At 64.2% G+C, this 26,310-nt stretch carries 22 protein-coding genes and 1 pseudogene; 16 read left to right on the top strand and 7 right to left on the bottom strand.

Going from position 1 to position 26,310, the window contains the following annotated elements:
- Window positions 1-4: 4 nt before the first annotated feature.
- On the bottom strand, window positions 5-376 hold the full coding sequence (locus HMPREF0291_RS00915) for a DUF5319 domain-containing protein (RefSeq protein WP_040423417.1): 372 nt from the start codon (window positions 374-376) through the stop codon (window positions 5-7).
- Between the two features lie 114 nt (window positions 377-490).
- On the opposite strand from HMPREF0291_RS00915, the gene guaB reads away from it, so the two are divergent.
- Together guaB and HMPREF0291_RS00905 are read left to right on the top strand one after the other, a co-directional pair.
- Window positions 491-2,023 (top strand): IMP dehydrogenase, encoded by a 1,533-nt coding sequence (guaB, locus tag HMPREF0291_RS00910; RefSeq protein ID WP_005286529.1) that lies wholly within the window; start codon window positions 491-493, stop codon window positions 2,021-2,023.
- Window positions 2,024-2,026: 3 nt separating this feature from the next.
- Window positions 2,027-3,241, top strand: a complete 1,215-nt coding sequence (locus tag HMPREF0291_RS00905) for a GuaB3 family IMP dehydrogenase-related protein (protein WP_005286526.1) — start codon at window positions 2,027-2,029, stop codon at window positions 3,239-3,241.
- Here the strand turns inward: HMPREF0291_RS00905 and HMPREF0291_RS12180 are convergent.
- Window positions 3,225-4,126 (bottom strand): annotated as a pseudogene (locus tag HMPREF0291_RS12180) (EamA family transporter). The gene HMPREF0291_RS00905 and the pseudogene HMPREF0291_RS12180 overlap by 17 nt on opposite strands.
- Before the next feature lie 216 nt (window positions 4,127-4,342).
- Between HMPREF0291_RS12180 and guaA the strand changes: the two are divergent.
- A complete protein-coding gene (gene guaA, locus HMPREF0291_RS00895; protein ID WP_005286517.1) occupies window positions 4,343-5,950 on the top strand; it encodes a glutamine-hydrolyzing GMP synthase in 1,608 nt (535 codons plus the stop codon).
- Between the two features lie 35 nt (window positions 5,951-5,985).
- Here guaA and HMPREF0291_RS00890 read toward each other — a convergent pair whose 3' ends face one another.
- The gene (locus HMPREF0291_RS00890) at window positions 5,986-7,092 is read right to left on the bottom strand and encodes a PspC domain-containing protein (RefSeq protein WP_005286514.1); all 1,107 of its coding nucleotides are present in this window, start codon (window positions 7,090-7,092) and stop codon (window positions 5,986-5,988) included.
- 112 nt (window positions 7,093-7,204) lie between these two features.
- On the opposite strand from HMPREF0291_RS00890, the gene HMPREF0291_RS00885 reads away from it, so the two are divergent.
- From HMPREF0291_RS00885 to HMPREF0291_RS00860, 6 genes are all read left to right on the top strand, one after another.
- Entirely contained in the window at window positions 7,205-8,431 is a 1,227-nt protein-coding gene (locus tag HMPREF0291_RS00885; protein WP_040423908.1) for an ATP-binding protein, read from the top strand.
- A gap of 34 nt (window positions 8,432-8,465) precedes the next feature.
- Window positions 8,466-9,128, top strand: coding sequence for a response regulator transcription factor (locus HMPREF0291_RS00880; RefSeq protein ID WP_005286508.1), 663 nt, complete (start codon window positions 8,466-8,468; stop codon window positions 9,126-9,128).
- Window positions 9,129-9,260: 132 nt separating this feature from the next.
- On the top strand, window positions 9,261-10,652 hold the full coding sequence (locus HMPREF0291_RS00875) for an ATP-binding protein (protein WP_005286505.1): 1,392 nt from the start codon (window positions 9,261-9,263) through the stop codon (window positions 10,650-10,652).
- Window positions 10,653-10,854: 202 nt separating this feature from the next.
- The gene (locus HMPREF0291_RS00870; RefSeq protein WP_232210311.1) at window positions 10,855-11,640 is read left to right on the top strand and encodes a hypothetical protein; all 786 of its coding nucleotides are present in this window, start codon (window positions 10,855-10,857) and stop codon (window positions 11,638-11,640) included.
- The gene (locus tag HMPREF0291_RS00865) at window positions 11,641-13,206 is read left to right on the top strand and encodes a Y-family DNA polymerase (protein ID WP_005286498.1); all 1,566 of its coding nucleotides are present in this window, start codon (window positions 11,641-11,643) and stop codon (window positions 13,204-13,206) included. It begins immediately after the preceding gene.
- A gap of 26 nt (window positions 13,207-13,232) precedes the next feature.
- Window positions 13,233-14,153 carry a sucrase ferredoxin gene (locus HMPREF0291_RS00860; protein WP_050748763.1) on the top strand — a complete coding sequence of 307 codons (921 nt, stop codon included), beginning with the start codon at window positions 13,233-13,235 and terminating at the stop codon, window positions 14,151-14,153.
- On the opposite strand, the gene HMPREF0291_RS00855 is transcribed toward HMPREF0291_RS00860, so the two are convergent.
- Genes HMPREF0291_RS00855 through HMPREF0291_RS00845 form a run of 3 tightly spaced genes read right to left on the bottom strand, consistent with a single transcriptional unit; the run spans window position 14,140 to window position 16,781 of the window.
- Window positions 14,140-14,820: a methionine ABC transporter permease gene (locus HMPREF0291_RS00855; protein ID WP_005286491.1), complete on the bottom strand. Its 681-nt coding sequence runs from the start codon at window positions 14,818-14,820 to the stop codon at window positions 14,140-14,142. The two genes, HMPREF0291_RS00860 and HMPREF0291_RS00855, sit on opposite strands and share 14 nt — an antisense overlap.
- On the bottom strand, window positions 14,821-15,885 hold the full coding sequence (locus HMPREF0291_RS00850) for a methionine ABC transporter ATP-binding protein (RefSeq protein ID WP_005286488.1): 1,065 nt from the start codon (window positions 15,883-15,885) through the stop codon (window positions 14,821-14,823).
- Window positions 15,885-16,781: a MetQ/NlpA family ABC transporter substrate-binding protein gene (locus HMPREF0291_RS00845; RefSeq protein WP_005286485.1), complete on the bottom strand. Its 897-nt coding sequence runs from the start codon at window positions 16,779-16,781 to the stop codon at window positions 15,885-15,887. The genes HMPREF0291_RS00850 and HMPREF0291_RS00845 overlap by 1 nt, the downstream gene beginning before the upstream one ends.
- Before the next feature lie 200 nt (window positions 16,782-16,981).
- On the opposite strand from HMPREF0291_RS00845, the gene HMPREF0291_RS00840 reads away from it, so the two are divergent.
- The 4 genes from HMPREF0291_RS00840 (at window position 16,982) to HMPREF0291_RS00825 (ending at window position 23,810) form a co-directional block, all read left to right on the top strand.
- On the top strand, window positions 16,982-20,206 hold the full coding sequence (locus HMPREF0291_RS00840; protein WP_005286484.1) for an error-prone DNA polymerase: 3,225 nt from the start codon (window positions 16,982-16,984) through the stop codon (window positions 20,204-20,206).
- Window positions 20,207-20,996: 790 nt separating this feature from the next.
- On the top strand, window positions 20,997-21,911 hold the full coding sequence (locus HMPREF0291_RS11935) for a cytochrome b/b6 domain-containing protein (RefSeq protein WP_005286476.1): 915 nt from the start codon (window positions 20,997-20,999) through the stop codon (window positions 21,909-21,911).
- Window positions 21,912-22,008: 97 nt separating this feature from the next.
- Window positions 22,009-22,458, top strand: coding sequence for a PH domain-containing protein (locus tag HMPREF0291_RS00830; protein ID WP_040423902.1), 450 nt, complete (start codon window positions 22,009-22,011; stop codon window positions 22,456-22,458).
- On the top strand, window positions 22,455-23,810 hold the full coding sequence (locus HMPREF0291_RS00825; RefSeq protein ID WP_005286467.1) for a PH domain-containing protein: 1,356 nt from the start codon (window positions 22,455-22,457) through the stop codon (window positions 23,808-23,810). The genes HMPREF0291_RS00830 and HMPREF0291_RS00825 overlap by 4 nt, the downstream gene beginning before the upstream one ends.
- Here HMPREF0291_RS00825 and HMPREF0291_RS00820 read toward each other — a convergent pair.
- Window positions 23,768-24,229: a tRNA (cytidine(34)-2'-O)-methyltransferase gene (locus tag HMPREF0291_RS00820; RefSeq protein ID WP_005286463.1), complete on the bottom strand. Its 462-nt coding sequence runs from the start codon at window positions 24,227-24,229 to the stop codon at window positions 23,768-23,770. The genes HMPREF0291_RS00825 and HMPREF0291_RS00820 overlap by 43 nt on opposite strands.
- Before the next feature lie 36 nt (window positions 24,230-24,265).
- Here HMPREF0291_RS00820 and HMPREF0291_RS00815 point away from each other — a divergent pair, with 36 nt between their 5' ends.
- The 3 genes from HMPREF0291_RS00815 (at window position 24,266) to HMPREF0291_RS00805 (ending at window position 26,162) form a co-directional block, all read left to right on the top strand.
- Window positions 24,266-25,126 (top strand): bifunctional methylenetetrahydrofolate dehydrogenase/methenyltetrahydrofolate cyclohydrolase, encoded by an 861-nt coding sequence (locus tag HMPREF0291_RS00815; protein ID WP_040423900.1) that lies wholly within the window; start codon window positions 24,266-24,268, stop codon window positions 25,124-25,126.
- A 112-nt stretch (window positions 25,127-25,238) separates the two neighbouring features.
- A complete protein-coding gene (locus tag HMPREF0291_RS00810; RefSeq protein ID WP_050748844.1) occupies window positions 25,239-25,547 on the top strand; it encodes a DUF3017 domain-containing protein in 309 nt (102 codons plus the stop codon).
- A 6-nt stretch (window positions 25,548-25,553) separates the two neighbouring features.
- A complete protein-coding gene (locus HMPREF0291_RS00805) occupies window positions 25,554-26,162 on the top strand; it encodes a class I SAM-dependent methyltransferase (RefSeq protein ID WP_005286455.1) in 609 nt (202 codons plus the stop codon).
- Window positions 26,163-26,310: the final 148 nt, after the last annotated feature.

The raw sequence follows: 26,310 nt of genomic DNA, 5'->3' as shown, positions 1-26,310 counted from the left end.
TGCGTTAGCGCGCGTCGAGTCCGTCCAGGTAGCCCAGGGCGTAATCCCACGGCACATAAGCACGCTCGTTCGGTTCCGCGCTCGGCTCGTGGACCGGCGGCAGCTCGTTGTTGAGGTTGGCGATCATGTTGTTGATCATGATGTCCCAGTCATAGAAATGCACTTCATCGCAGTCTTCGCACATGAAGTAGATGCCTAGGATTCCGCGGGGGCCCAAGACTTCCTTGAACTCGCGGGTCTGGGCGAGGTCGCGGATGACGGCCTGGCGCTCCTCGGGCGTCAGTGGCTCCACGACCTCGTCGTCTTCGATGAAGGATGCCGGATCGTTGGGATCGTCGGCGAAGGGGTCGCGCGGCATCATGGAGTCAAAGTTCACGCCTTTCACCCTATTGCGGATCGGGGCGGAAGGACAATCGCGGGGTGTGGGCGCAAGGCACTATGCTATCTGCGTAAGTGCTTGAAGCGGTTGTAAGAAAGGGAGCGATAGGGCATGTCCAGCGAAGCCAATCAGCGAGTACACACCGGTGGGGACGACCCGAACAAGATCGCCCTGCGCGGCCTGACTTTCGACGACGTGCTGCTGCTCCCGGCAGAGTCCCACATCGTTCCCGGTGAAGTGGACACCTCCGCCCAGTTCAGCCGCAACATCCGCCTGGGCATCCCGGTTGCTTCCGCCGCAATGGACACCGTCACCGAGTCCCGCATGGCTATCGCCATGGCCCGCCAGGGCGGCATCGGCGTGCTGCACCGCAACCTGTCCGCCGAAGATCAAGCAGAGCACGTCGATGTGGTGAAGCGTTCGGAATCCGGCATGGTCACCGACCCGGTCACCGCGTCGCCGGACATGACCATCGCTGACGTGGATGCGCTGTGCGCCCGCTTCCGAATCTCCGGCCTGCCGGTCGTCGACGGCGACGGAGTGCTCGTCGGCATCATCACCAACCGCGACATGCGTTTCGAGCCGGACTTCTCCCGCCCGGTTGCCCAGGTCATGACTCCGATGCCGCTCGTCGTCGCCGAAGACGGCGTGAGCAAGGAAGAGGCGCTGAAGCTGCTGTCCGCCAACAAGGTGGAGAAGCTGCCAATCGTCGATAAGCAGGGCAAACTCACGGGCCTGATCACCGTGAAGGACTTTGTGAAGACCGAGCAGTTCCCGAACGCGTCCAAGGACTCCGAGGGGCGTTTGCTGGTCGCTGCGGGCATCGGCACAGGCGAGGACTCCTACTCCCGCGCGGGGCTGCTTGTCGACGCTGGCGTGGACGCCCTCATCGTCGACTCCGCCCACGCCCACAACAACCGGGTTTTGGACATGGTGGCGCGCGTGAAGAAGGACTTCGGCGACCGCGTCGATGTCGTCGGCGGTAACCTAGCCACCCGCGAAGCCGCCGCCGCGATGATCGAAGCCGGTGCGGACGCCATCAAGGTCGGCATCGGCCCGGGCTCCATTTGCACCACGCGTGTTGTCGCCGGTGTGGGCGCCCCGCAAATTACTTCCATCCTTGAAGCGTCCGTTCCTGCCCACCAGGCTGGCGTGCCCATCATCGCCGACGGCGGTATGCAGCACTCCGGTGACGTGGCTAAGGCGCTCGCGGCTGGTGCATCGACCGTCATGCTCGGCTCGATGCTCGCCGGCACGAAGGAAGCCCCAGGCGAGATCGTCGTTGTGGGTGGCAAGCAGTACAAGCGCTACCGCGGCATGGGTTCCATGGGTGCGATGCAGGGCCGCGGCCTGACAGGGGAGAAGCGTTCCTTCTCCAAGGACCGCTACTTCCAGGCTGACGTCACCAGCGAGGACAAGCTCGTGCCAGAAGGCATTGAAGGCCGCGTGCCCTACCGCGGCGAGCTGGACTCCATTACCCACCAGATCGTCGGCGGCCTGCGCGCAGCCATGGGCTACACCGGCTCCGCCTCCATCGAGGAACTGCAGACCAAGCGCTTTGTGCAGATCACCGCCGCCGGCCTGCGCGAGTCCCACCCGCACGACATCACGCAGACTGTCGAAGCTCCGAACTACAAGGGTTAATGCATGCGCGACTACGTTGAAATTGGCATCGGCCGCGAAGCCCGCCGCGCCTACAACCTGCGGGATATCGGGATCGTGCCTGCGCGCCGCACTCGTTCCTCGAAGGACGTGGACCTGAGCTGGCATATCGATGCCTACACCTTCGAGATCCCTTTCGCCTCCCACCCGACCGACGCTCTGGCCAGCCCTGAGTTCGTCATCGAGATGGGCAAGCAGGGTGGGCTAGGCGTGATCAACGCAGAAGGTCTCTGGGGCCGCCACGCCGATCTCGACGAAGCGATTGTGAAAGTGATCGCCGCCAAGCTCAATGCGGACGACACTGGCAAGCGCTCGACCTCTGCCGAGGACAGTGCTGTGAAGACCCTCCAGGAGCTCCACGCGGCGCCGCTGAATCACGACCTCTTATCGGAGCGCATCGCCCAAGTCCGCGACTCCGGTATTACCGTTGCGGTTCGCGTCAGCCCCCAGAACGCCCGCGAGCTAGCTCCCGTCGTGGTCAAGGCCGGCGCTGAAATCCTATTCATCCAGGGCGAGATCATCTCCGCCGAACACGTCCAGGAAGGCGGCGAGCCGCTCAACCTGAAGGAATTCATCGGCTCACTCGACGTTCCCGTCATCGCCGGCGGCGTGGCCGACTACACCACTGCGCTGCACCTGATGCGCTCTGGCGCAGCAGGCATCATTGTCGGGCAGGGGACAACGACGTCGGGTTCCGCGTTGGGCATCGGGACCCACATGGCCACCCAGATCGCCGACGCGGCCGCCGCCCGCCGCGAGTACCTCGACGAGACGGAAGGCCGGTACGTCCACATCATCGCTGACGGAGGAATCCACACCAGTGGAGATATTGCTCGGGCCGTAGCCTGCGGCGCCGATGCAGTCATGCTGGGCACCGCCCTCGCCTCTGCATCAGAGGCCGCAGCGTACGGTTACTACTGGCAGGCGCAAGCTGCGCACCCGCGGTTCCCGCGCGGCATCATCAAGAACACCAGCAGCTCATTCAGTTTCGGTTGGGGCCTCGACGACGCCGATGCCACCCAGGACGTGCTGAGCAATCTCCGAGAGAACAGCCCGAGCCTGAAGACCATCCTCCACGGCCCGAGCACCAGCACCTGGGGCGGCCACAACCTCGCCGGCGGCTTGCGCCGCGTCATGGCCAAGTGCGGCTACACCGACATCAAGAGCTTCCAGAAAGTCGACATCACCGTTTCCGGTTAGCGCGCCTGCTTCGGCGCGCTCCCGCGGTCTGGATCACCGACGCGCTGACCACCAGCACGATCGCCACCGTCTTGAGCCCCGTAATGGTCTCTTCGAGCAGGAGCCAGCCGAAGAATGCGGCGAAGACGGGTTCAAGGGAGAGCAGGATGGCGAAGGTGTTGGGGGTGAGGCGTCGTAACGCGATGAGCTCGAGCGAATAGGGGATGAGCGACGCGAGAATGCCCGTGCCCACTGCGAGGGCGAGGAGATTACTGTCGCTGAGGATAGTCAGCGAGCCCTGCCAGCCCAGCGGCATGAGCACAAGGCCACCGACCGTCAGCGCGACCGCGAGCCCGCCCTGGCCGGGGACAAGGCCGCCTGCGCGTTTCGACGCCAAAATGTACATCGCCCAGAAAAACCTGCAGCCAGGACAAACCCGACCCCGACAGGGTCCAGGGGGTGGCCGTTGTACGAGTTGATGCCCAGCAGGACCATGCCCGCGAGCGCGAGGACGACGCAGACAATGTCGCGCGCGGTGCGCGACAGCACCGCCGCAAGCGTGAGCGGGCCCAAGAACTCGATGGTCACAGCTGTGCCGAGCGGGATGCGTTCGATTCCGGTGTAGAAGCAGCCGTTCATGAAACCCATGGATAGACCGAAGGTGATGATCGCCCACCACTGTTTGCGCGTCCACGTCCGGAACTTCGGGCGGGTGACCAGCACCAAGATCACCGCCGCGATGAGCAGACGCAGCGACGCCGTCGCCCAACTTCCCGCGTGCGGGAACAACTGCACTGCCAGCGCTGCGCCGAGCTGGAGCGCAATGCACGAACCGAAAATGCAGGCCACGCCCATAGCGGTGCCGGTGGGCGCGGTGGTGCTAGCGGTTGAGGTGGGGGCCGACATGGCGACGATCTTGCCCGAGGTGTCGCGCTCCGTACAATTTCAATATCGCCTTCTAGCGCGTTCACGGAATTCTGACCTGCGGAAACGTCTTGGGTTAGGTGCGAAAGGCGATACTAAAAATCTATCTCCGGTCACAAGAAGCGAGATTGGGTATCGCACGAGCTGTGCACGGGAGCATCAGAATGCCCCAGCGGGCCATGCGATAGGATTTGGAACGTGACCAACCCCGCGCAAGACCCTGCAGAGACCCCGACCGCTAACGCGCATCCGCGCCCGGTTCTCGTTGTCGACTTCGGCGCTCAGTATGCCCAGCTCATCGCCCGTCGCGTGCGTGAAGCGCGCGTCTATTCCGAGGTTGTCCCGCACACCATTTCGGCGGCAGAGTTGAAAGAAAAGGATCCGGTCGCCCTTGTGCTGTCTGGCGGCCCGTCCTCCGTCTACGAGGACGGCGCGCCGCAGCTCGATCCGGAGATTTTCGAGCTGGGCCTGCCGACCTTTGGCATTTGCTACGGGTTCCAGGTGATGACGCAGGCGCTCGGCGGCACCGTGGCCAAGACCGGCTCGCGCGAGTACGGCCGCACGAACATGGACGTACGTGGCGGGGTCCTTCACTCTGGCCTGAATGAGCAGCACCCAGTCTGGATGAGCCACGGTGATTCCGTGACTAAGGCTCCGGACGGTTTCGATGTCACCGCCGCGACCGAAGGCGCGCCCGTCGCCGCCTTTGAGAACGCGGAGTCGCGCATGGCCGGTGTCCAGTACCACCCGGAGGTCATGCACTCGCCACACGGTCAGCAGGTGCTTACGCGATTCCTCACCGAGATTGCCGGGCTGGAGCAGACGTGGACGGCGTCCAACATTGCCGACCAGCTTATCGACGCGATCTCCGAGCAGATCGGCCCCGACGGCCATGCCATCTGCGGCCTGTCCGGCGGTGTGGACTCCGCTGTGGCCGCCGCTTTGGTCCAGCGTGCGATCGGCGATCGTCTGACCTGTGTCTTCGTTGACCACGGCCTGCTGCGCAAGGGCGAACGCGAGCAGGTAGAGACCGACTTCGTCGCCGCCACCGGTGCGCGACTTGTGACGGTCGACGAGCGCGAAGCTTTCCTGTGCAAGCTCGCCGGTGTGACCGATCCGGAGGAGAAGCGCAAAGCCATTGGTGCTGAGTTCATCCGTTCGTTCGAGCGCGCGGTGGCTGATGTCGTCTCGCACTCCGCTAGCGGGCAGCAGGATGTCGGTTTTTTGGTGCAAGGCACCCTGTACCCGGACGTTGTCGAGTCCGGCGGCGGCACGGGTACCGCGAACATTAAGAGCCACCACAACGTCGGCGGCCTGCCTGATGATGTTGAGTTCGAGCTCGTCGAGCCCCTGCGCACCTTGTTCAAGGACGAGGTTCGTGCTGTCGGCCGCGAGCTGGGCCTGCCGGAAGTGATCGTGAACCGCCAGCCCTTCCCAGGCCCGGGCCTGGGCATCCGCATCGTTGGTGAGGTCACCGCTGAGCGGCTGGAAACCCTGCGCGCGGCTGACGCCATTGCGCGCGAGGAGCTTACCCGCGCCGGTCTCGACGACCAGATCTGGCAGTGCCCGGTCGTCCTGCTTGCAGATGTCCGCTCCGTCGGTGTCCAGGGTGACGGCCGCACCTACGGCCACCCGATCGTGCTGCGCCCCGTCACCTCCGAAGACGCGATGACTGCGGACTGGGTTCGCGTCCCGTACGAGGTCCTGGAGCTCATCTCCACCCGCATTACCAACGAAGTCGAGGACGTCAATCGTGTGGTTGTGGATATCACGTCCAAACCGCCGGGAACCATTGAGTGGGAGTAAGAACCGGCCCGCTCGGCTTACCTGGTTTATTCAGGTCACGTGACCTGGATCCTGCCAACTCCTTCGTGGATGTTGAGCGTCAGCGTTTCCCCTTCGCCCTGTGTGCTTGACGGCGGGCATGCGGTTTCGCCGATGTTGATGGAGCAGTTCACCTCGTAGGGGATCTTCGCCTTCGGCATGGTCACGTTGACGGTGCCGACTTTGTGGTTGATGTCCAGCGTCGCAGGTTCTTTCAGCGGAGGCAGATCGGTTAGGTCGACGTTGAGTTCGCCGACGTAGCCGTCGATGGGGAAGATTGTCTCTTCGTCGCTGACGACGACTGTGGTTTGCCCGAAGCCGGACCAATCGCGATTTCGTAGATTGCTGCCGACGGCCATGGTGAGGAACACGCTCACGGTCAACAGCACCGCGACCGGAATCCAGATCCACAACGGCCGGTTCGGCTTCATGCGGGCCTGTTGCGGGGGTTCGTAACCCGGGTCCGGGAGGTGCCACAGCTGGGGTGCTGTGCCCAGCGGGTCCCACGACGGGGGAGTGGTGCGGCCGTGGGCCGGGTGGGGGTAGCCCTCCGGGGCAGTGAACCGGGCGGTGACAATCGGGTCCACGGGCTGTTGCTGCTCGGGTTGCGGCTCGGGCTGGGGCTGGGCGCCCGGCTCAGGCTGCGGGTGCCGGACGCGCGATGGCACGATGAGCCCGGCCGGCGGTTCGGGTTGGCGCTGGTGCAGCGCCCACCAGGCGAGGGCGGAAAGGGCTAGCCCGGCGAGCGCGGAGGCGGTTGCTTCGGCCCAGGTCCACGCGCTGATCGTCGGGAAGAAAATGAACAGCAGGACCAGCAAACCCCAGCCCGTGTCTCGTTCTTTGACCTCCACGGCGTCGAGCTGATGCTTGGGGGTTGAAATGGCTTGGGCGGGGGACGTCGATAAGCCGAAGCGCGGCATGAGGAAACCGCACAGGGTGTAGACGAACAGCCCCACTCCGAATACGAGGGACAGCGCGGCGAACGCAACGCGCACGAGGGTGGGGTCGATGTGGTAGCGGACGCCGATTCCTTCGCAGATGCCGGCGACCATGGCGTCTCCGCCTTGTTTCTTCGGGATCCGCGGTGGGCGGGTGTCCCACATCAGTTTCAGTGTCTCGTTCATGGCTTCAGTATGCGAAGTACTGGGTGCAAGCGGTATCGGGATTCACCCTGAAATCCCAAGTTCAGGGTTTGCCCTGATTCCCCGCCGCATGCCGCGTGCCAAGATGAACAGCATGCCCCAGCACTATGCCTCCGAGCCGCCCCGGCCCTACCCGCGCTTTGTGCGCGAGCAGGAGCACCGGGTTGTCGCTGGTGTCGCGGCGGGGTTGTCTACGCATCTGAACATCGAGGTCGTGTACATCCGCCTTTTCCTCTCCCTGTCCTCCCTCTTCGGCGGGCTGGGCGTCATCCTGTACGCCGCTCTGTGGATCTTCACCCCGCAGGGTGAACCGGAGCGGCCTGTCGTGGACGGCAAACGGATCGGAGGGATCCTCAACCTGCTGCTGGTCGTCACGGCGTTTGTGCTGTGGTCGATGTCGACGTCGGCGGTGGGGGATCCCGGTAATGGCGCGTTCGTCGCGGTGGTGGTCATGGTCGCGGTCGGCGCGGTGCTGGCCTGGCGGGCGTACGACCGCGACATGCGTACCGCGGGTTCGATCGCCTCTCTGCTCGTCGGCGGTGTGCTGGTCATGGGGGGTGTCATTGTCATAGCGCTCATGGGCGACCGCGGCGGGATCATGGGCGTGGTTGTGGCTGTGCTGGTGGCTGTGCTCGGGGTGGGCATTCTCGTGGTGCCGCTCATTGCGCGTCTGCTCCGCTCGCTCGTCGAGGAGCGCCAGGATAAAGCTGTCGCCGCGCAGCGTGCCGACATCGCCGCTCACCTGCATGATTCTGTGCTGCAGACGCTTGCGCTCATTCAGAAGCGCGCCGACGACTCTGAGGAGGTCGCCCGCCTTGCGCGCCGCCAGGAACGCGAGCTGAGAGCATGGCTTTACGACGCTTCGCCCGCCCCCGGCTGGACCACCCACACCACCAATCCCGAACCCGCGCCGACTGCTGCTGCGCCACCCACGCCGGCTACCTTCTTCGCCGCGATCAACACCGCCGCCGGAGAAGTCGAGGACCTGTTCAACGTGACCATCCGCCCCGTCACCGTCGGCGACGACACAGCCTTTGATGAGAACGTCGAGCCCATAGTCCTGGCGGCCCGGGAAGCCATGGTGAACGCGGTGAAGCACTCGGGGGCAGACGGGATCGATGTGTATGCCGAAAACCTCGCCGGTGAGCTCTCCGTGTTCGTCCGCGACCGCGGCGCTGGGTTTGACCCAGCGGCGATCCCGGCCGACCGCCACGGCGTTCGCGATTCGATCACCGGCCGCATGGAGCGCGCCGGGGGCACAGCGACAATCAAGACCGCCCCGGGCAAAGGCACCGAGGTCGCACTGACTTTGGCTGCGTGACCCAGCACCTTCGGTGCGGGGTAGTGTCGGGTTCATGGCAGTCAAGGTGTTCCTCGTCGACGACCACTCGGTCTTCCGCTCCGGCGTCCGGGCAGAGCTGAGCGCGGCGCCCGGCATTAAGATTGTTGGTGACGCCGGCACGGTCGCCGACGCGGTCACAGGAATCGGGGACACCCAGCCTGACGTCGTGCTTTTGGACGTTCACATGCCCGATGGCGGCGGCCTCGCCGTGATCACCCGAGCACCCGGGCCGCAGTACCTGGCCCTGTCCGTCTCCGACGCCGCCGAGGACGTCATTGCGCTGATCCGCGCCGGTGCCCGCGGGTACGTGACCAAGAACATCGACGGGCCTGAGCTGGCCGAAGCGATCACCCAGGTGCACGGCGGGGACGCGTACTTCTCGCCGCGGCTGGCCGGTTTCGTGCTCGATGCGTTCGCGTCAGGCGGGGTAGTCGAGGATCCTGCGGGGGAGCCAGAGAAGGCGGGGGAGGATGAGGCGGTCGTCGATAAGCTGACGCGGCGCGAGCTCGAGGTGCTGCGGTTGCTCGCGCGCGGGTACACGTATAAGGAAATCGCGTCTGAGCTGTTCATTTCCGTCAAGACGGTGGAGACGCACGCGTCGAATGTGCTGCGCAAGACGCAGACATCGAACCGGCATCAGCTCACGCGGTGGGCGTCGGAACGCGCGCTGGACTAAAGATCAGCTTGGCGCTCGCGAGGTACTCGAAAGCTACTCGAAACGTACTCGAAACACGTTGTATCTAGTCTGACCTGCGCAGATCAATCTACTTGAAACCTACTCGAAACGGTTTCAAGTAGAGTTGCTGCTGTGAAAGAAAGTCCCTCTTTTCAGGATGACCCCGCGCTGCTGTTGACTCTTGACGAGGATCAGTGGTTTGAGCGGAAATCGTTCCGCATCGCCCCAAAGGACCTTGCCAAAACAGTTGTGGCCATGGCTAACGCGGAAGGCGGTGTGATTGCGGTTGGAATCACTGATCGCCGGTTTGATGGTCAACCGACCTCTGCGCAGGAAAATGATTTGCGCCAAGTGACGTTCGATCACACGGATCCGACCGTTCGTGTTGGTATAGAAGCTCTTGATACGGAAGAAGGCGCATCTGTTCTTCTCTTCAATGTCCTGCCGAGCGACAGGGTGCATTACTTGAAATCGGGGGAGTGCTTCTTGCGTGTTGGCGACGAGTCCAAGCGGCTGAAGGCGGACGACATCCTCGAGCTCCGGTACACCAAAGGGGAGCAGCAGTTTGACGCGTCGGTGCCGCCCCGTGCGACCGCCGAGGACCTCAATTGGGAACTGGTGGAGAACTACGCCGAGGTTATAGGTTCATCGTCCGTGGTCGATGCGTTGAGGGCCCGCAACTTGGTTGACCGTGATGGTCGACCTCGCACGGCAGCGATTCTTTTGTTTGGTAAGAACCCGCAGGAGTATTTCCCGAATGCGCATGTGCGTGTGCTTCAGTTCGGCGACGATGAACGGCTCTCCGGTTACCAGCAACAACTCATGGCTGATCGGCGTTTCGATGGCCCGCTGCCGCAGCAGATCGCTCATGTGCAGAATGCGATCAGCGAAATGCTGCCCAAGGTCCGCAGGTTGACCGGAGAGGGGCTGTTTGAAGATGAAAATCTGATCCCTCACGATGTGTGGCTTGAGGGGTTGGTTAATGCGGTGATCCACAGGTCCTACAGCATGAGCGGTGACCACATCCGTTTCGAGATGTACCCGGGCCGGATTGAAGTCTCTAGCCCTGGCCGTTTTCCGGGACTCGTGGATCCTGACAAGCCTGAGTCGATTGCGCGGTTTGCCAGGAATCCTCTCATCGCAAGGGTTACCGCGGAGCTTCGCATTGGCCAAGAGCTCGGCGAAGGTATTCGCCGTATGTTCGCCGGTATGCGCCGAGTTGGTTTCACGGATCCTGTGTACAGGCAGACTAGTGGAAGTGTGATTCTCACCTTGAATGCTGTTCAGCGCCTGAACTTGGAAGCTGTCGACGCTTTGCCGCCGCATTCTGCGGATGTGCTTTCCGTTCTTCAAGCAAGTGGCAGGTCAATGTCGACGGGTGAGATCGCTGAGGCCTTGGGCTTATCGACGCCTCCTGTGCGTCGCGCTCTGCAAGCGATGCGGGACAAGGGAATCATAGAGTGGCGTGGAAACAGCTCCCGTGATCCGCGCGCAGTGTGGTCGGTAGCGGGCCCGCTAGGCTAGCTCGAAAGCTACTCGAAACGTACTCGAAACACGTTGTATCTAGTCTGACCTGCGCAGATCGATCTACTTGAAACCTACTCGAAACGGTTTCAAGTAGATTGCGTCATGCATGGTCTGAAGTCGCTAGGCCATTCCGCCGCATAGAAAGCATGTTCGATATTTTCGATTGACCTTGGTTACCCCGGCGAGCATAATCATCTTCGTGAGTGGAACAAGTGTTCGCAAGGTGGATGTGGAGGCGCTGGCCGGGTTGGCTGCCGCCTCCGGCTCCGCTGCGCCTGCTGGTCCCGCCAGTTCCGCTCGCACCGAGCAGATCGCGCAGCTGCGCGCCCGCATGGCGCAGATCGGCGGGGAGGTTCCGGACCAGCTCGGCGGGCCTCATGCTGGCCACATTGCAAGGGCTGATGTCCTGGAACTCGGTACGCAATTCGAGAATATTCTGCCCGGCGGCGGCCTGCCGCGCCACGCGGTGACGCACATGAGTGACACCCCGGCACTGGTGGTGGAGATGCTGCTGCAGATCACCGAAGTGGGCGGGTATGTCGGCGTGGTCGGCTGGCCGGAGCTGTCGTACGCGGCGCTTCCGCCAGAGTGTTTGAATCGTGTCATTGCGGTCCCGGACCCCGGGGTGGACCCGTTGGGGATCACCGGGGTGCTGGTGGAGGGGCTGGATCTGGTGGTCTTCCGCACCCGCGCGCGCGTCGAGCTATCCCCGGTGCGGGCGCGTCCGCTGCTGGGCAAGCTGCGCAAAGGCCGGGCCGCGCTCATGCTCGTCGGCGCGACGGTGCCGTCACCGGCGCTCACTGTCACTGGTGACGTGCAGGAGTTCCGGGGGATCGGCCGGGGCACAGGGCGCATCACGGGGCTGGATATCCGGGTGCGGGCGCAGCCGAAAAGCGCGCATCCGGCATCGGGCACGGTCACCGTCGGTCAGGCTCGGGAGACGGTGGCAGCCCCGGCAGCTCCGGCGCTCAAGGTGGTGACGTAGATGCGCGTCGCCGCCATATGGTTCCCCGATTGGCCGGTGCAGGCTGCATGCCTCGAAGACGATCTGGCAGAGCCGTTGGCCGTCGCGCGCCAGCACCGCATCAAGGTCGTTTCGCACGCCGCCCGCAAGCTGGGCATTCGCCGCGGTATGAAGGTGCGCCACGCGCAGTCGGTGTGCCCGGGGCTTACGGTCGTCGACGACAATCCGGACCGTGACGGGCGCATCTTCGCTGCGCTCGCGGCCAGTTTCGATGATGTGGCTTCGTCGGTCGAGGTGTTGCGCCCTGGGCTTATCGTCGTGGACATTGCGGCTGCAGGCAAGTTCCACGGCGGTGAGGAGCGCGCTGCCGAGATGCTTATCGACGCTGCATCACGCCCCGGCATCAACCCGCTCATCGGGATCGCAGACGAGATTGCCACGGCCGTCGTCGCCGCGCGCACCTGCGCGGTGGTCCCGCCGGGCGGGTCGGTGGACTTCCTGGCCAGCCAGCCGTTGCGTGTGCTCACAGCGGAGACGGCGCTCGGTGCAGATGCAGAGACGGTGAAGTCGCTGGGGCAGCTGGGGATTAGCACGCTGGGGGATCTCACTGCCGTACCCGCCACCGCAATCTCGACGCGTTTCGGCCAGACGGGGCTGCACTGCCACCGGATTGCGCGGGGTGCGCCGGACCGCCGCGTCGCCCCGGAGCTGCCTACGACTGATCTCGCGGTGTCCGTGACACCCGAGGATCCGATCGACCGCGTCGACGCCGCTGCCTTCGCCGCCCGCGCGCTGGCCGCCAGCTTGCACGAGCGGCTTGCTGACGCTGGGCAGAACTGCGTGCGGCTCAAAGTGAAAGCGGAGCTGAGCGACGGTACCTCCCTTGAACGCATCTGGCGCACCCGCGATGCCCTGACCGAGAGGGCCACTGCCGACCGCGTGCGCTGGCAGCTCGACGGGTGGCTCACCGGCGGGGGAGCGGGCGCGATCGCCTCCCTCATCCTGGAGCCGCTGGAGGTCGCGCCACCTGAGCCGGCCGGTCAGCTCTGGGGCGGTGCTGCCGCGGGGCCGGAGGAGGCGGCCCGGGAGGCCCGCCGCGTCGCCGAGCGGATCCAGTCCTCGCTGGGCATTGATGCCGTTGTGCAGCCCCGCCCCGCCGGGGGCCGTGGCGTGGTCGAGCGCATCGCCCTCGTCCCCTTCGGCGAGCAGGGCAGTGAGGCTGCCAGTGCCGCAGCGGCTGCCTCGTGGCCGGGCGCGATCTTGGCCCCGCTGCCTGCCCGGATCGGCGGCGGTCTGGACCACCCAGCGTCGCGGGTGAAGCTGATCAGCGTGGATGCGAGGCAGATCGGTGTGACAGCGGAAGCGCTGCTGACGGGAGAGCCGTACGCGTTGGGATGGGGTGAACACCGCTACGTGGTCACCGGCTGGGCGGGGCCATGGCCTGTGGACGAAGGGTGGTGGGGTGATAACCCGCAGAAGGTCGCGCGCCTGCAGGTGGTAGGGGAGAAGCCCACGGGCGGTGAGCGCGCGGCGTGGCTGCTGTTGTGGTCGAAGCAGCAGTGGCGGATCGAGGCTTTATATACCTGAGAGCGAGATAGGCTACCCTAAGAAGTATGCCCGCTCCCCGCCAGCCAATGTGTTCCGATGTCGAAGTCGAACCGCTGCCCGGCACCGCCAAAACGGCGGGGACCTATGTCCTGTTCGAGCACCCTGGCCCCTGGAGCCACGATGTTCTCGACGGTGGAACCTTAGGTGAGGAGCTCACCGCGAAGCTCAAAGCGCACCTGAAGAAATTCGATGCCTCGCTTCAGCTCATCCGTCACCCCACGCGGGAGGGGCGCGACATTGACAAGCCGCACCTGTACACCGTCTTCTCGGATGTCGGAATCACGGAGGTCCACCACGTCGATGGTGTTGAGGACCTTCTGGAGATGGATTTCTCCGCGCCGGGCCTCAACGGTGGGCAGACGCGCATCGCGCCACTGTTGCTGGTGTGCACGCACGCGAAGCGCGACCGCTGCTGCGCTGTGAAGGGACGCCCGTTGGTGATGGAGCTGGAGCGGCGCTATCCGTTCCGCCGCACCGGCGACATCGTGTGGGAGACCTCGCATGTCAAGGGGCACCGTTTCGCCCCGGCAATGCTGCTCATGCCGTGGGGGTACAGCTTCGGGCGGATGAATCTGGAGGCCACGGAAGCGATGATCGGCGCGGCGATGCGCGCGCAGTACTTCGTTCCCGGCAACCGAGGACGCGGAACGTTGTCGGCGTCGGCGCAGGCCGCCGAGATCGCCGTGGCTGCCCACTTGCAGAACGAGGGCGAGGATGTCGCCTACGGCCAGTTCACGCTCGTGGACGAAACCGTTGGCGACGGTGCAGCCACAATCGTGTTTGCCGACGATACGCACCGGGGGCCGCGCCAGTTCGCAGTCACCCTTACGCAAAACGAAGCCGCAGGAGTGATTTCCTCCTGCGGCGACGAACCGAAAACGGGTACGTACTGGGGCGTCGAAAAGCTCGAACTTATCGGCGCATGACCTTCCGCGACAGCACGTTGCCCAGCAACTGGGCGAGCTGAACGATGACCACAATGGTGATCACTGCCAGCCACGTCACCTGCGGCTCAAACGCGCGGTAACCGTAGACGATGGCGAAGTCACCCAGACCACCGCCGCCGATGTAGCCGGCCATGGCGGACATGTCGATCACGGCGATGAAGATGAAGGTGAAGCCCAAGATCAGCGGGCCGAGTGCCTCCGGGACGATCACGGTGCGGATGATGCGCCATGGGCCAGCACCCATCGCGCGGGCTGCTTCAATCACGCCGGGGTCGATGGCGACGAGGTTCTGCTCCACGATGCGTGCCACGGTGAACGTCGCGGTCACGCACATGACGAATGTGGCTGCCCCGCGTCCGATCGTCGTGCCCACCACCGACAGAGTCACGGAGTAAAGCATGGCGATCATGATGATGAACGGGATAGGGCGGAAGAAGTTCACCAGGATGTTCAGTGTCCAGTAGACAAACCGGTTCTCCAGCACACCGCCAGCGCGGGTGGTGTAGAGGAACATGCCGATGATCAGGCCGAAGAACCCGCCGACGAGCATGGTGATGATCACCATGAACAGCGTGTCCTGAATGGCCTGGAGGTATGTGGGGCCCAGGCGGTCCCAGTCCATTTGGGCGAGGATCTGCTCAGTCATTTACTTCTCCTCCCCAATCTCAGCAGTGGTGTTGCCGGTGATTTCGTGAATGGTGGTGGTCTCCTGCATTCTGCGGTAGAACTCCTCGATGGCGCGGTTGTCGCCGGTCAGGCGCACCGTCATTTTGCCGAAGGACTGTTCCTGCAGGGTGGTCACGCTGCCGTGCACGACATCGAGCCCCACGCCCTGCTCCTGCAGCTTCGCGGCCGCGGAGAAGACCCCGGAGTTCGACGACAAGTCGACGGTGAACAGTCGGCCGTCGCCGCCCAAGAGTTCGCGCTCTTCGCTTTTCGACGGAGTGTTGCGCAACGACGTCGACACAAACCGCTGCGCCACGTGCGTTTTCGGATTAGAAAACACGTCGTAGACAGAGCCGTATTCGACGACCTTGCCGGCCTCCATGACAGCGACCTTGTCCGCGATGGCGCGGATGACGTCCATCTCGTGCGTGATCACGACGATGGTGATTCCGGTGCGCTGGTTGATCACCCGCAACAGTTCCAGGACTTCCTGGGTGGTTTCGGGGTCGAGGGCGGAGGTGGCCTCGTCGGCAAGCAAAAGCGAGGGATCCGTGGCAAGCGCACGGGCAATGCCGACGCGCTGCTTCTGGCCGCCGGACAGCTGCTCCGGGTAGTTCTTGCCGCGCTCACCCAGGCCGACGAACTCGAGTAGTTCCTGCACGCGGGCGGCGCGCTCGGACTTGCTCATGTCCGTCATCTTCAGCGGGTACTCAACATTGCCTGCCGCAGTGAGCGAGGTGAGCAGGTTGAACTGCTGGAAAATCATCCCGATGCTGCGGCGCACGTCGCGCAACTGCTTGCCAGGCATGCCGACAATGTTGGTGCCGTCGAGCAGAATCTCACCGGAAGTCGGGGTGTCCAGCCCGTTGATCATGCGCACGAGGGTGGACTTGCCGGCACCCGAATATCCGATGACGCCCAAGATCTCACCGGGTTCAACGGTGAGGTTGACGTTGTCGAGTGCGACGACATCCGCCCCGCCTTTCTTGGAGCGGAACGTCTTGTGGACGTTCCGGAACTCAATCCGGGTGCCGGTGGGTGCCATTACTTGAAGTCCTCTTCCAGGCGCTTGAGGATCTCGTCGAGCTCCTCCTTGGTCTTCTCCACCTGGACAGCGGTGCCGTTGGAGTCCTCGTTCAGAGCCTCGGTGACCTCGTCGGACTGCCAGATCTCCACGAGCTTGTCGTAGGTCGCGTTGTCGACGTCGTCTGCGCGGACAGCGAAGATGTTGATGTACGGCTCCGCCAGCTCAGAGTTCGGGTCGTCCGCGAAGACAGAAGTGGACGCGTCGATGCCGGCGCGGCCCAACCAGGTGTTGTTGATCACGGCCGGGTCGCCCTGGTTGTAGGCGGTCGGGGTCTGGGACGCGTCGACCGGGGTGACCTCAACCTTGGAGGCATCCTTGTCGATGTCGGCCGGGGTCGGGTTCAGCGTGTCAGCACCGTCCTTGACCTTGACCAGGTCAGCCTGGACCAGCACGTTGATGGCGCGGCCCTGGTTGGACGGGTCGTTCGGGATGGCGACTTTCTGGCCCTCGATGTCGTCGAGGCTGTCGTGGTCCTTCCAGAACAGGCCCAGGGTGTTGATTTCGCCGGAGCCGACGATCTTCAGGTCGTCGCCGGAGGAGGCGTTGTACTCAGCCAGGTACAGGATGTGCTGGAACTTGTTGATGTCGATCTGGTCCTGAGCCAGCGCCGGGTTGACCGGCGGGTACTCGGTGAACGGGGTGAGCTCGAGGGTGATGCCCTCCTTCTCAGCCAGCTCCATGAAGACAGACCAAGCCTTCTGGTCGGAGTCGGTGGTGCCGATCCGGACAACCTGATCGTCGCCGCCGTTGTTCTTGCCGGCTGCGTTGTCTGCCGACTCGTCAGAGCATGCGACCAGGCCGGTTGCCGCCAGAACGGAGGCTGCGGCGGTCGCGATGATGCGGTTGAAGCGCATATCTTTTCCTGCACTTTCTTGCTAGGGGTGGTCAAATATGACTTCGAAAATCTAACACCTAACGGACCGCTTAGTCTAGTTTGGGTTCACACCAACCATTGCTATGCCGGCACTGGATACAGCCCCGTGCCCGTTGCTGATTGGAACAAAGTTTCGACCGCGATTATTCTGGGGGCGTGCGTTTCCATGGCGGCGAGAGAATGTCCTGGTCGCGGCTGGAGAGAATCCTCTCCGGCCGCCCCGGGCCTACTCCTGTGCCCGTCAACCACACGGGCACGCCCGCCGGGGCGGTCTATGCGCCAGAGGGATCCGAAGCAGAAGGCGGCGCCGCGCCGGGGGATGGGTCGGCAGGCACCGCGCCCCGCCGTGCACCTGCCGTCCCGTTCGCCGAGCTGCACGCCGTGTCCACCTACAGTTTCCTCAGTGACACCGGCGGTGCGAGCGAGCCGGAAGAGATCGTGGCCCGGGCGCAAGAACTGGGCCTATCGGCAGTCGGCTTGCTGGACCGGGACGGTTTTTACGGCGCCGTCAAATTCGCTGAGGCAGCGGCAGAAGTGGGCATGCCCACAGTCTTCGGTGCGGAGCTGTCGCTCCCGCGCGACGATGGCGGCCCAGGCGATGACTCGGTGATTCCGCTGTCCGTCATCGCCCGCGGCCCCGAAGGCTACCGCCGCCTGTCGCACCTCATGGCCGCCGCCCACATGGCAACGGGGGAGAAAGACAAAGTCCTCTATCCGCCCCTGCCGGTGATTGCCGATGAGCTTGCCGGGACGTGCACCGTCCTGGCCAGCTGGCAGTGGGCGGACCGTATCGATGATTTGATCGAATACTTCGGCCCCGACCGGGTTGTGCGCGAATTCACTGCCACCATGCTCCCCGAAGACGCCGACCATAACGAGGCGTTGCGTGCATACCCGCACGTCCCCGCGATCATCAGTGCGGCACCCGGGGCGGCTACGCGCCAGGGGGCGAGGTTGGCGGGGGCGAAGAGGTCGCTGGCGCGTCGTCAAGCAATGGGCGTTGCGTACTGCGACCTGCACCCAATGGGCGCGAACTGGCTGCGCAGCGGCGAGCAGCTGCTCGCGATGGCACCGGGGTGCGCGGACATGCTTGCAGCCACCGTCGATCTGGCGGCCGAGTGCGCGTTCACACTCAACCTTGTCGCGCCGCAACTGCCGCTCTTTCCCACGCCCGACGGCCACGACGAAATGAGCTGGCTGCGCCATCTCGTGCGTGTCCGCGGCGAGGAGCGCTACGCCTCGCGTCCCGCTGACGTGCGTGAGCGGGCGTGCACACAGATCGAGCACGAACTGAACGTCATCGAGCAGCTGGGGTTTCCGGGCTACTTTCTCATCGTCAACGACATTGTGGACTTCTGCCGCGAGTCCGACATCCTGTGCCAGGGGCGCGGGTCGGCGGCGAACTCGGCGGTCTGCTTCGCCCTGGGGATCACCAATGTGGAGCCGATCTCGGCGCAGCTGCTGTTCGAGCGATTCCTCTCGCCGGACCGCGACGGGCCGCCGGACATTGACATTGATATCGAATCCGGCCGCCGCGAGGAAGCAATCCAGTACGTCTACCGCACCTACGGCCGCGACAACGCCGCGCAGGTGGCCAACGTGATCACGTACCGGTCGAAGGGTGCGGTGCGCGACGCCGCCCGCGCGCTCGGATACCCGCAGGGTGCGGCAGATGCCTGGTCAAAGGGGCTCTCAGAACCGCCGAGTCTTGTCTCTTCGCTAGCCGAGCAATTGCGCGGCCAACCCCGCCACCTGGGCATCCACTCCGGCGGCATGGTCATTTGCGACCGCCCGATTGCCGACGTCGTGCCCGTCGAATGGGCCCGTATGGAGGACCGGTCGGTGGTGCAGTGGGACAAGGACGATTGCGCGTCGGCAGGCTTGGTCAAGTTCGACCTGCTCGGCCTGGGCATGCTCGAGGCGCTGCACCACATGATCGACCTCGTGCGCGAGACCACGGGCCGCGAGGTGCGCTTGTGGGAGCTTCCGCTTGACGACGCTTCCGTGTACGACATGCTCGCCCGCGCCGACGCCGTCGGAGTCTTCCAGGTGGAGTCCCGCGCCCAGATGAACACGCTGCCGCGGCTGAAACCGCGCGAGTTCTTCGACCTGGTGGTGGAGGTCGCCCTGATCCGCCCCGGCCCGATTCAGGGCGGGTCGGTGCACCCGTACCTGCGCCGCCGCGACGGGCGCGAGCCAATCGAGTTCGATCACCCGGTGCTGGAGAAATCCCTCGGCCGGACGCTGGGCATTCCGCTGTTCCAAGAGCAGCTCATGCAAATTGCTGTCGACGCCGCAGGCTTCACCGGCGCCGAAGCCGACTCTCTGCGCCGCGCCATGGGGTCGAAGCGGTCACCGGCGAAGATGGAGGCGCTGCGGCAGCGCTTTTTCGACGGCTGCCGTGAGACGAACGGCATTGACAGCGCCGTCGCCGACCGACTTTGGCAGAAGATCGTCGCGTTCGCCGCCTACGGGTTCCCGGAGTCCCACTCCCAGTCGTTCGCGTCGCTGGTGTACTTCTCCGCCTGGTTCAAGCACTACTACCCGGCGCAGTTCTGCGTCGGTCTGCTGCGCGCGCAGCCGATGGGGTTCTACTCGCCGCAGTCGCTCATCCAGGACGCGCGCCGCCACGGCATTGACGTGCTGCCGGTCAGCGTGAATGAATCTGGGTGCGAAGCGCGCTGCGTTGTGGATGCTGTTTCCGGTGCGGATCCTGCCATCCGGGTAGGCATGAACCTGATCAAGGGGCTGGGCGACAAAGCCGCTGAGCGGATCGAAGCTGCCCAGCCGTTCACTGGCATTCCTGACCTGTCGCGCCGGGCTGACTTGTCGGTCGAGCACGCCGAGGCTTTAGCGCGAGCCGGCGCGCTGGACTGTTTCGGGGTGGACCGCAGGCAAGCACTGTGGCAGGCAGGTGTTGCCGCCACCGAGCGAGACGGGATGCTTCCTGGGCTTTCTGCGATCTCGGCACCGGCACTGCCCGGCATGAACGCCTTCGAGCTCATGGCTGCCGACGTTGCCGCCACCGGTGTCACCCCCGGCTTGATGCCGATGGAGATGCTGCGCGGGGCGCTGGGCGCCACCGGAGTCGTCGCCGCCGCGGACCTCATGAGTGTTGAGGACGGCACCCGCGTGCGCATCGCCGGTGTGATCACCCACAGGCAACGCCCCGTCACCGCCGGTGGGGTGACCTTCATGGGTCTGGAGGACGAAACCGGGCTGATGAACGTGGTCATTCCCGTTGGGCTGTGGAACCGCCAGAAAGTGCTTGCCCGCACCGCCAAAGCACTGATCATTCGCGGCATAGTGGAAAACGCCACCGGCGCGGTGAGCATCATCGCCGACAAATTCGAGCCGCTGGAGATGGGTGACTGGCTCGCCCGCGGGGCGCGTGACTTCCACTAGCGGGGGCAGGTGCCAGGTGGGCGCCGGGGGAGGCAGTCAGTCGGGGTAGAGCCAGACCGGAATACTGCTCGATTCTGGGGTGGAATACTGCTCGGCAATATCAACCGAAACGCATGCTTTTGACCTGCACGTTTGCGTGAGCAGTATTCCGGAAAACCGCCAACAGTATTCCAAGGCCGATCCTGCAAGAGGGGAGTGTGAATCTAAAGGCCACCCAGAGCGACTTAAATTCAGAGCACCCCTCGAGGTTGGATAGTCTGATTCTGTAATGACTGGAAACAACATCCCCAAAGCGGGCGACACTCCGAACGCCAACGTTCCTGCAGCGCCCAAACCCCCGGCCGCCCCAAGCGCGCCGGCTGCACCGGCTGCACCGGCTGCACCGGCTGCACCGGCTGCACCGGCTGCTCCCGGAGCGCCGAAACCCCCGGCTGCTGCACCGAAACCGTCCGCTGCGCCTACAACACCTGCAGCTCCGAAACCTCCGGCAGCGGCACCAGCGGCTCCCGCAGCGCCGAAGCCCCCAGCGGTGCCAGCTGCACCAGCGGCACCTGTCGCGCCACAGCCTCCTGCTGCGGCGGTACCACCGGCGGCACCTGCTGCACCGAAACCGCCCGCTGCGCCTACAACACCTGCAGCACCTGCTGCACCGAAACCGCCCGCTGCGGCACCAGCTGCTGCTGCACCGAAACCCCCGGCTGCTGCGCCGGCTCCCGCCGCACCCAAACCGGCTGCAGCCAAACCTGCTCCCACCACACCCGCTGGGGAGAAGAGTGGTGGGGGGACGACGGTGGCGCGGGGCGTCGATAAGCGGAGGCGCTGGGTGTGGATCGCTGCGGTGGTCGCACTGGTGTTGCTTGCACTGGGTGTCTGGGGCGCCCGAGCGTTCCTGGGTACGGAGACGGGCCAGGAGTTCGTGGAGAAGTACCCCGGTTATGCACCGATGCCGGAGAGCGCGCCGGTGGGCATTCCCGCGTGGCTGAACTGGTCGCACTTTTTCAACATGTTCTTGATGGTGCTGATCATCCGGACGGGCATGCAGATCCGCACCGAGCGCCGCCCTGAAGCGTACTGGCGGCCGAAGAAGGGCGGGCGGAAGATCAGTTTGACGCTGTGGTTCCACCAGGTGCTCGATATCTTGTGGGTGGTCAACGGGCTGGTGTTCGGTGTGCTGCTGTTTGTAACGGGGCAGTGGATGCGGATTGTGCCGACCAGCTGGGGTGTTTTCCCGAATGCGGTCTCGGCCGGGCTGCAGTATCTGTCCTTGAACTGGCCCACGGAAAACGGCTGGGTCCACTACAACGGCCTGCAGCAGCTGGCGTACTTCATCACAGTGTTCGTGGCGGCACCGCTGGCGATCCTGTCGGGTGTGCGCATGAGTAGCTTCTGGCCGGCCAACTCGGCCCGATGGAACAAGGTCTTCCCTGCGCAAGCGGCGCGGGCGATGCACTTCCCGGTGATGATCTACTTCGTGGTGTTCATCGTGATTCACGTCGGGCTGGTCTTGGCTACTGGCGCGCTGCGCAACCTCAACCACATGTACGCGGCGCAAGGCTCGACGGACCCGTCGGAGTACGCGGGGAACTGGACGGGCTTGATCATCTTCCTGGTGTCGCTGGCGGTGGTCGCGGCGGCGTGGGTGGCGGCTCGTCCGGCGACGCTTGCACCGCTTGCCCGGCGCTTCGGTGAGGTCACCGCACGCTAGGCTGAACCGCATGCAGGGCGCCCACGAAGCAGAATCGCCGGATCGCCGCCGTTCGCACCTGAACCAGCCAGCACAGATGCCTACTGATGTCAGTGGCATGAATCCGGTGAGCCGCAAGCTCATCACCGCGCGCTATATCTCGCAGACGATCTGGGCTGCGGTCCTAGCTGGCAGCTTCGGCCTTGCCCAGTTTCAGCTTGGCGGCGTGTGGTGGTGGGGTGCTGCCGCCATCGGCCTCTGGTATGTCTTTCAGCTGATCATGATTCCGTTGCGGGTGCGCAATACCGGCTGGTTGGAGACAGACAATGAGCTGCTGATCACCAAAGGCAAGATCACCCAGAATTTCACAGTGGTGCCGTACGGCCGGATCCAGTACGTCGATGTCAGCACCGGCCCATTCACGCGTCCGCTGGGGCTTAAAGAGTTGGCACTGCACACGGCCTCCGCGACAACGGACGCGACCATTCCGGGGCTACCCGCCGAGGAAGCGGATGCGCTGCGTGAGCGGCTTGCGTTCCAAGCTCGTGAACGGATGAGCGGGCTGTGAATACTGTCCCGCGGTACCGCCGCGTCCACCGTCTGACTCCGCTGCTGCGCGTGTGGGCTGGCGTGGCGGCGATTGTCACGCTGATCGTGTTCAACTTCTTCACGTTCGTGACCGATGCGTTGCGTGAGCGCGACCTGACATGGGCCACCATCGGCCAGGTCGCCGGCGGGGCAGGGGTGGCTCTGTTTCTGGTTTTCCTCGGTTCGCAGGTGTGGTGGTACCGCACGACTTTCCGCCTCGGCACGGATGAGGTGGAGCTAACACGGGGCGTCATCTCCACCAAGGTGCGCGCGGCGCGGTACGACCGTATCCAAGCTGTCGACGTGGTCGAGCCGCTCGCCCCACGCCTTATCGGCCTTGCGGCTGTGCGCGTCGAGGCAGCCGGAGGGTCCAACTCTGCCATCGAGATCGGCTACCTACCCCGCACGGAAGCAGAGAATGTCCGCACGGAACTACTGCGAAAGATCGCGCAGCAGGGCACCGACGAGCAGCTGGACACGCTCACACAAACTGCGGGTGCCTATCTCGTTGAACCGATTCCGGTTGCGCGCTCGCTCGCCGGCGCGGCACTGCGTCTGACCACGGTGTTCACGGTCGCATGGTCGTTCATTCCGATCTTCACGGAGCTCACCCTGGCGGTCATCCTCCCGGTCCTGGCCGGGTTCATCCCGCAGATCTGGCGGCAGATCGACCAGTCATGGCGCTACACCGCGACGCTGGACGGCGACGTTGTGAACTTGAGCTACGGCCTAGCCAACCGCCGCCGCCAAGCAGTGCCGCTGGATCGGATCCACGCGATCGGACTGTCCCAGCCGGTGCTGTGGCGCATCTTCGGGTGGTGGTCGGTCACCGTCAACATCGCCGGTTACGGCCGCGAGTCGAATAAGCAGTCCGGCACGTCGCGGCTGCTTCCCGTCGGTTCGTACGAGCAAGCGGTCGCGCTCATCGAGGCGATCAGCCCGCTCACCCGCACGCACATCACAGAACCCGACTGGGATCTCCGCTCGCCGAAGCACGCACGGATCCCATCGCCAATTGACGCGTCCCACCAAGCCGTCTCCCTCGACCTCATGGGCGGCATCCCCATGGCGACCACGAGGTACGGCCTGCTGAGCCGCCGCTTCGCATTCATCGAAGTGCCGCACATCCAAGAAATCACGTTCCGCCAGGGCCCGATTCAGCGCCGTCTCAACCTGGCGCACGTGCGCTTCGAGCTTGTCCCCGGCACCGTGAAGATGTGCGCGCGCGACCTCGCTACGTCCGACGCCTGGGCGCTTATCGACGAGCTCCGCACCCGCAAACTTCCCCCTCACACCCCGCCGGGGAACCCCAACTGCCGCCACGCCTCGTAGGAGGCCACGGCAGCCGAGTTGGCCAGGTTCATCGACCGGCGCCCGGGCAGCATCGGGATGCGCAACTGGTCTGTCACGCGCGGGTGGTGGGAGTGCTCCTCGGGCAATCCCGTCGGCTCTGTGCCGAAGAGAAGCGCATCTGTGTCCCGGTACTCCACGTCTGTGTAGTGGCGGGTGGTGTGGGTGGTGAAGGCGAAGATGCGTGCGTCGATAAGCGACGCGAAGCAGGACTCGATGTCCTCATGAATCTGCACGTCGGCGAGGTCGTGGTAGTCCAGGCCGGAGCGTTTCAGATGCTTGTCATCCAGCAGGAAGCCCAACGGTTTGACCAGGTGGAGCGTGAACCCGGTGCCCGCGCAGAGGCGGATCGTGTTGCCAGTGTTGCCGGGGATGACGGGGTTGTCGAAGATCACGTGCACGCCGCTTAGTCTAAAGCTCGGTCTAAGATGACGGGTGTGACTGCGATCAAACTGGACGGAAAACTCTACCGCGAAGAAATCTTCGCCGACCTTCAAGCTCGTGTAACTCGCTTGAAGGAGAAGCATGGTGTGACGCCGGGCTTGGCCACGGTGCTTGTCGGTGAGGATCCCGCCAGCCAGAACTACGTGCGCATGAAGCACAAGGACTGCGAGGAGCTGGGCATCGCGTCCATCATGAAGGAGCTGCCGGGGGATTGCACCCAGGAAGAGCTCGACGCGGTCATCGAGGAGCTCAACAACGACGACGCGGTCACCGGCTACATCGTGCAGCTGCCGCTGCCGAAGCACCTCGACGAGAACCGTGTGCTGGGTCTGATCGACCCGGATAAGGACGCTGACGGCCTGCACCCGGTCAACCTCGGCCGCCTCGTGCTCAACGAGCCCGCCCCGCTGCCGTGCACCCCCAACGGGTCGCTCGCGCTGCTCGAGCGTTTCGGCGTGGACTTGGACGGCGCAATCGTGTGCGTTATCGGGCGCGGCGTGACCGTTGGCCGCCCGATCTCGCTCATGCTGACCAAGCGCGACGTCAACGCGACCGCCGTGCTCTGCCACACCGGCACCAAGGATCTCGCCGCGGAGACCCGCCGCGCCGATGTCATTATCGCCGCCGCGGGCAAACCCCACATGATCACCGCCGACATGATCAAAGACGGTGCCGCAGTGCTCGACGTGGGCGTGTCGCGTCTCGACGGCAAAACCACCGGAGACGTCCACCCCGACGTGTGGGACAAAGCCGGCTGGGTGTCGCCCAACCCCGGTGGTGTTGGCCCGATGACGCGCACCTTCCTGGTGCGCAACATCGTGGAGAGGGCAGAGCGGATTGCCCACGCCGAGTAGCTCACGCCCAGCAAGACGCCCCCCAAGGCGCCCTGACGTAGACCCGGCGGGGCGGGCCACGACCGCGCCGGTAACCGCGCCTGGGTCTGTTTCGTCGGCTCCTCCGCCGAGCCTGGATAACCCGCACGACATCGGCACCCCACCGTCCCGGCTGCCCGTGCGTGTCCAGCAGATAATGATCGTGCTGTTCGTCCTCGGCTTCGTCGCGGCCTCGCTGTTCTCGGTGACAGAGCACTGGCGCCGAGCGGCATTCACTCTCGGCGTATCTATGCTGTGGCTCACCGCGTGCCGCTTGACGTGCGACTCGCAAGTGATGGGGTTGTTGGCGGTGCGGTCGCGACGTTTCGACGCGCTATTCTCGGCGTCGACAGGCGCACTGCTGCTCTGGTTGGCGCTGTCGGTGGATGCGTTGGGGAGCTAGAGCGCAATGGATATGACGTCTCGCGAAACGCAGGAAGCTTACTCGGACGTGGCGGGCAGGTACATCGATCAATTGGGGAGCATCGATTCTGTCGACGAGGCGGATCGTCTGTTCATCGCGGAAGGTTTCAAAGGCGTCACCAACAGCATTCTCGATGTGGGTTGCGGTCCTGGTCACCTCACGGCGTACCTCAACAGTCTGGGGCATCAAGCTGCTGGAATAGACCTAGTTCCTCAGTTCGTGAATCATGCGCGGAGGGCATATCCAGGCATTGAGTACTCGGTGATCGACATTGAGAGTTTCGAAGGGGACGTCGAGAGCGCGGGTGGGGTGCTGGCGTGGTACTCGCTCATCCACATGACGCCGGAGGACATGCTGACGACCCTCGAAACGCTCTCGAGGATTCTCGTTCCTGAAGGCGTGCTCGTTTATGGCGGGTTCCTTGCCGATTCCCGAAAGCTCTTCGCTCACAAAGTTTTCCCGGCGACGGCGTACTCGGAAGACGACATCACATCCCTTATTGAATACGCAGGCTTTCGGGTTAGCAGAGTGGAAACTCGTCCTGCCACCGCACAGAAGCGTGCACATATTGCTGTGACTGCAGTGCGAGCCTAGCAGTGGGTTCTAGTCATCAACAGGCGTTGGCTGGGGCTGTTGGCGGACGCACTGAGGTCTAACTGGAGGGTTTCAGATATTTCATAATCTGTTCACTGCGAATCCATAGTTTATTTCATTGGCCACCCCTAGTGTAGGACCGTTAGTT

The organism is Corynebacterium genitalium ATCC 33030 (assembly GCF_000143825.1).
Taxonomy (GTDB): domain Bacteria; phylum Actinomycetota; class Actinomycetes; order Mycobacteriales; family Mycobacteriaceae; genus Corynebacterium; species Corynebacterium genitalium.
This window is presented reverse-complemented; position numbering and strand designations above follow the sequence as displayed.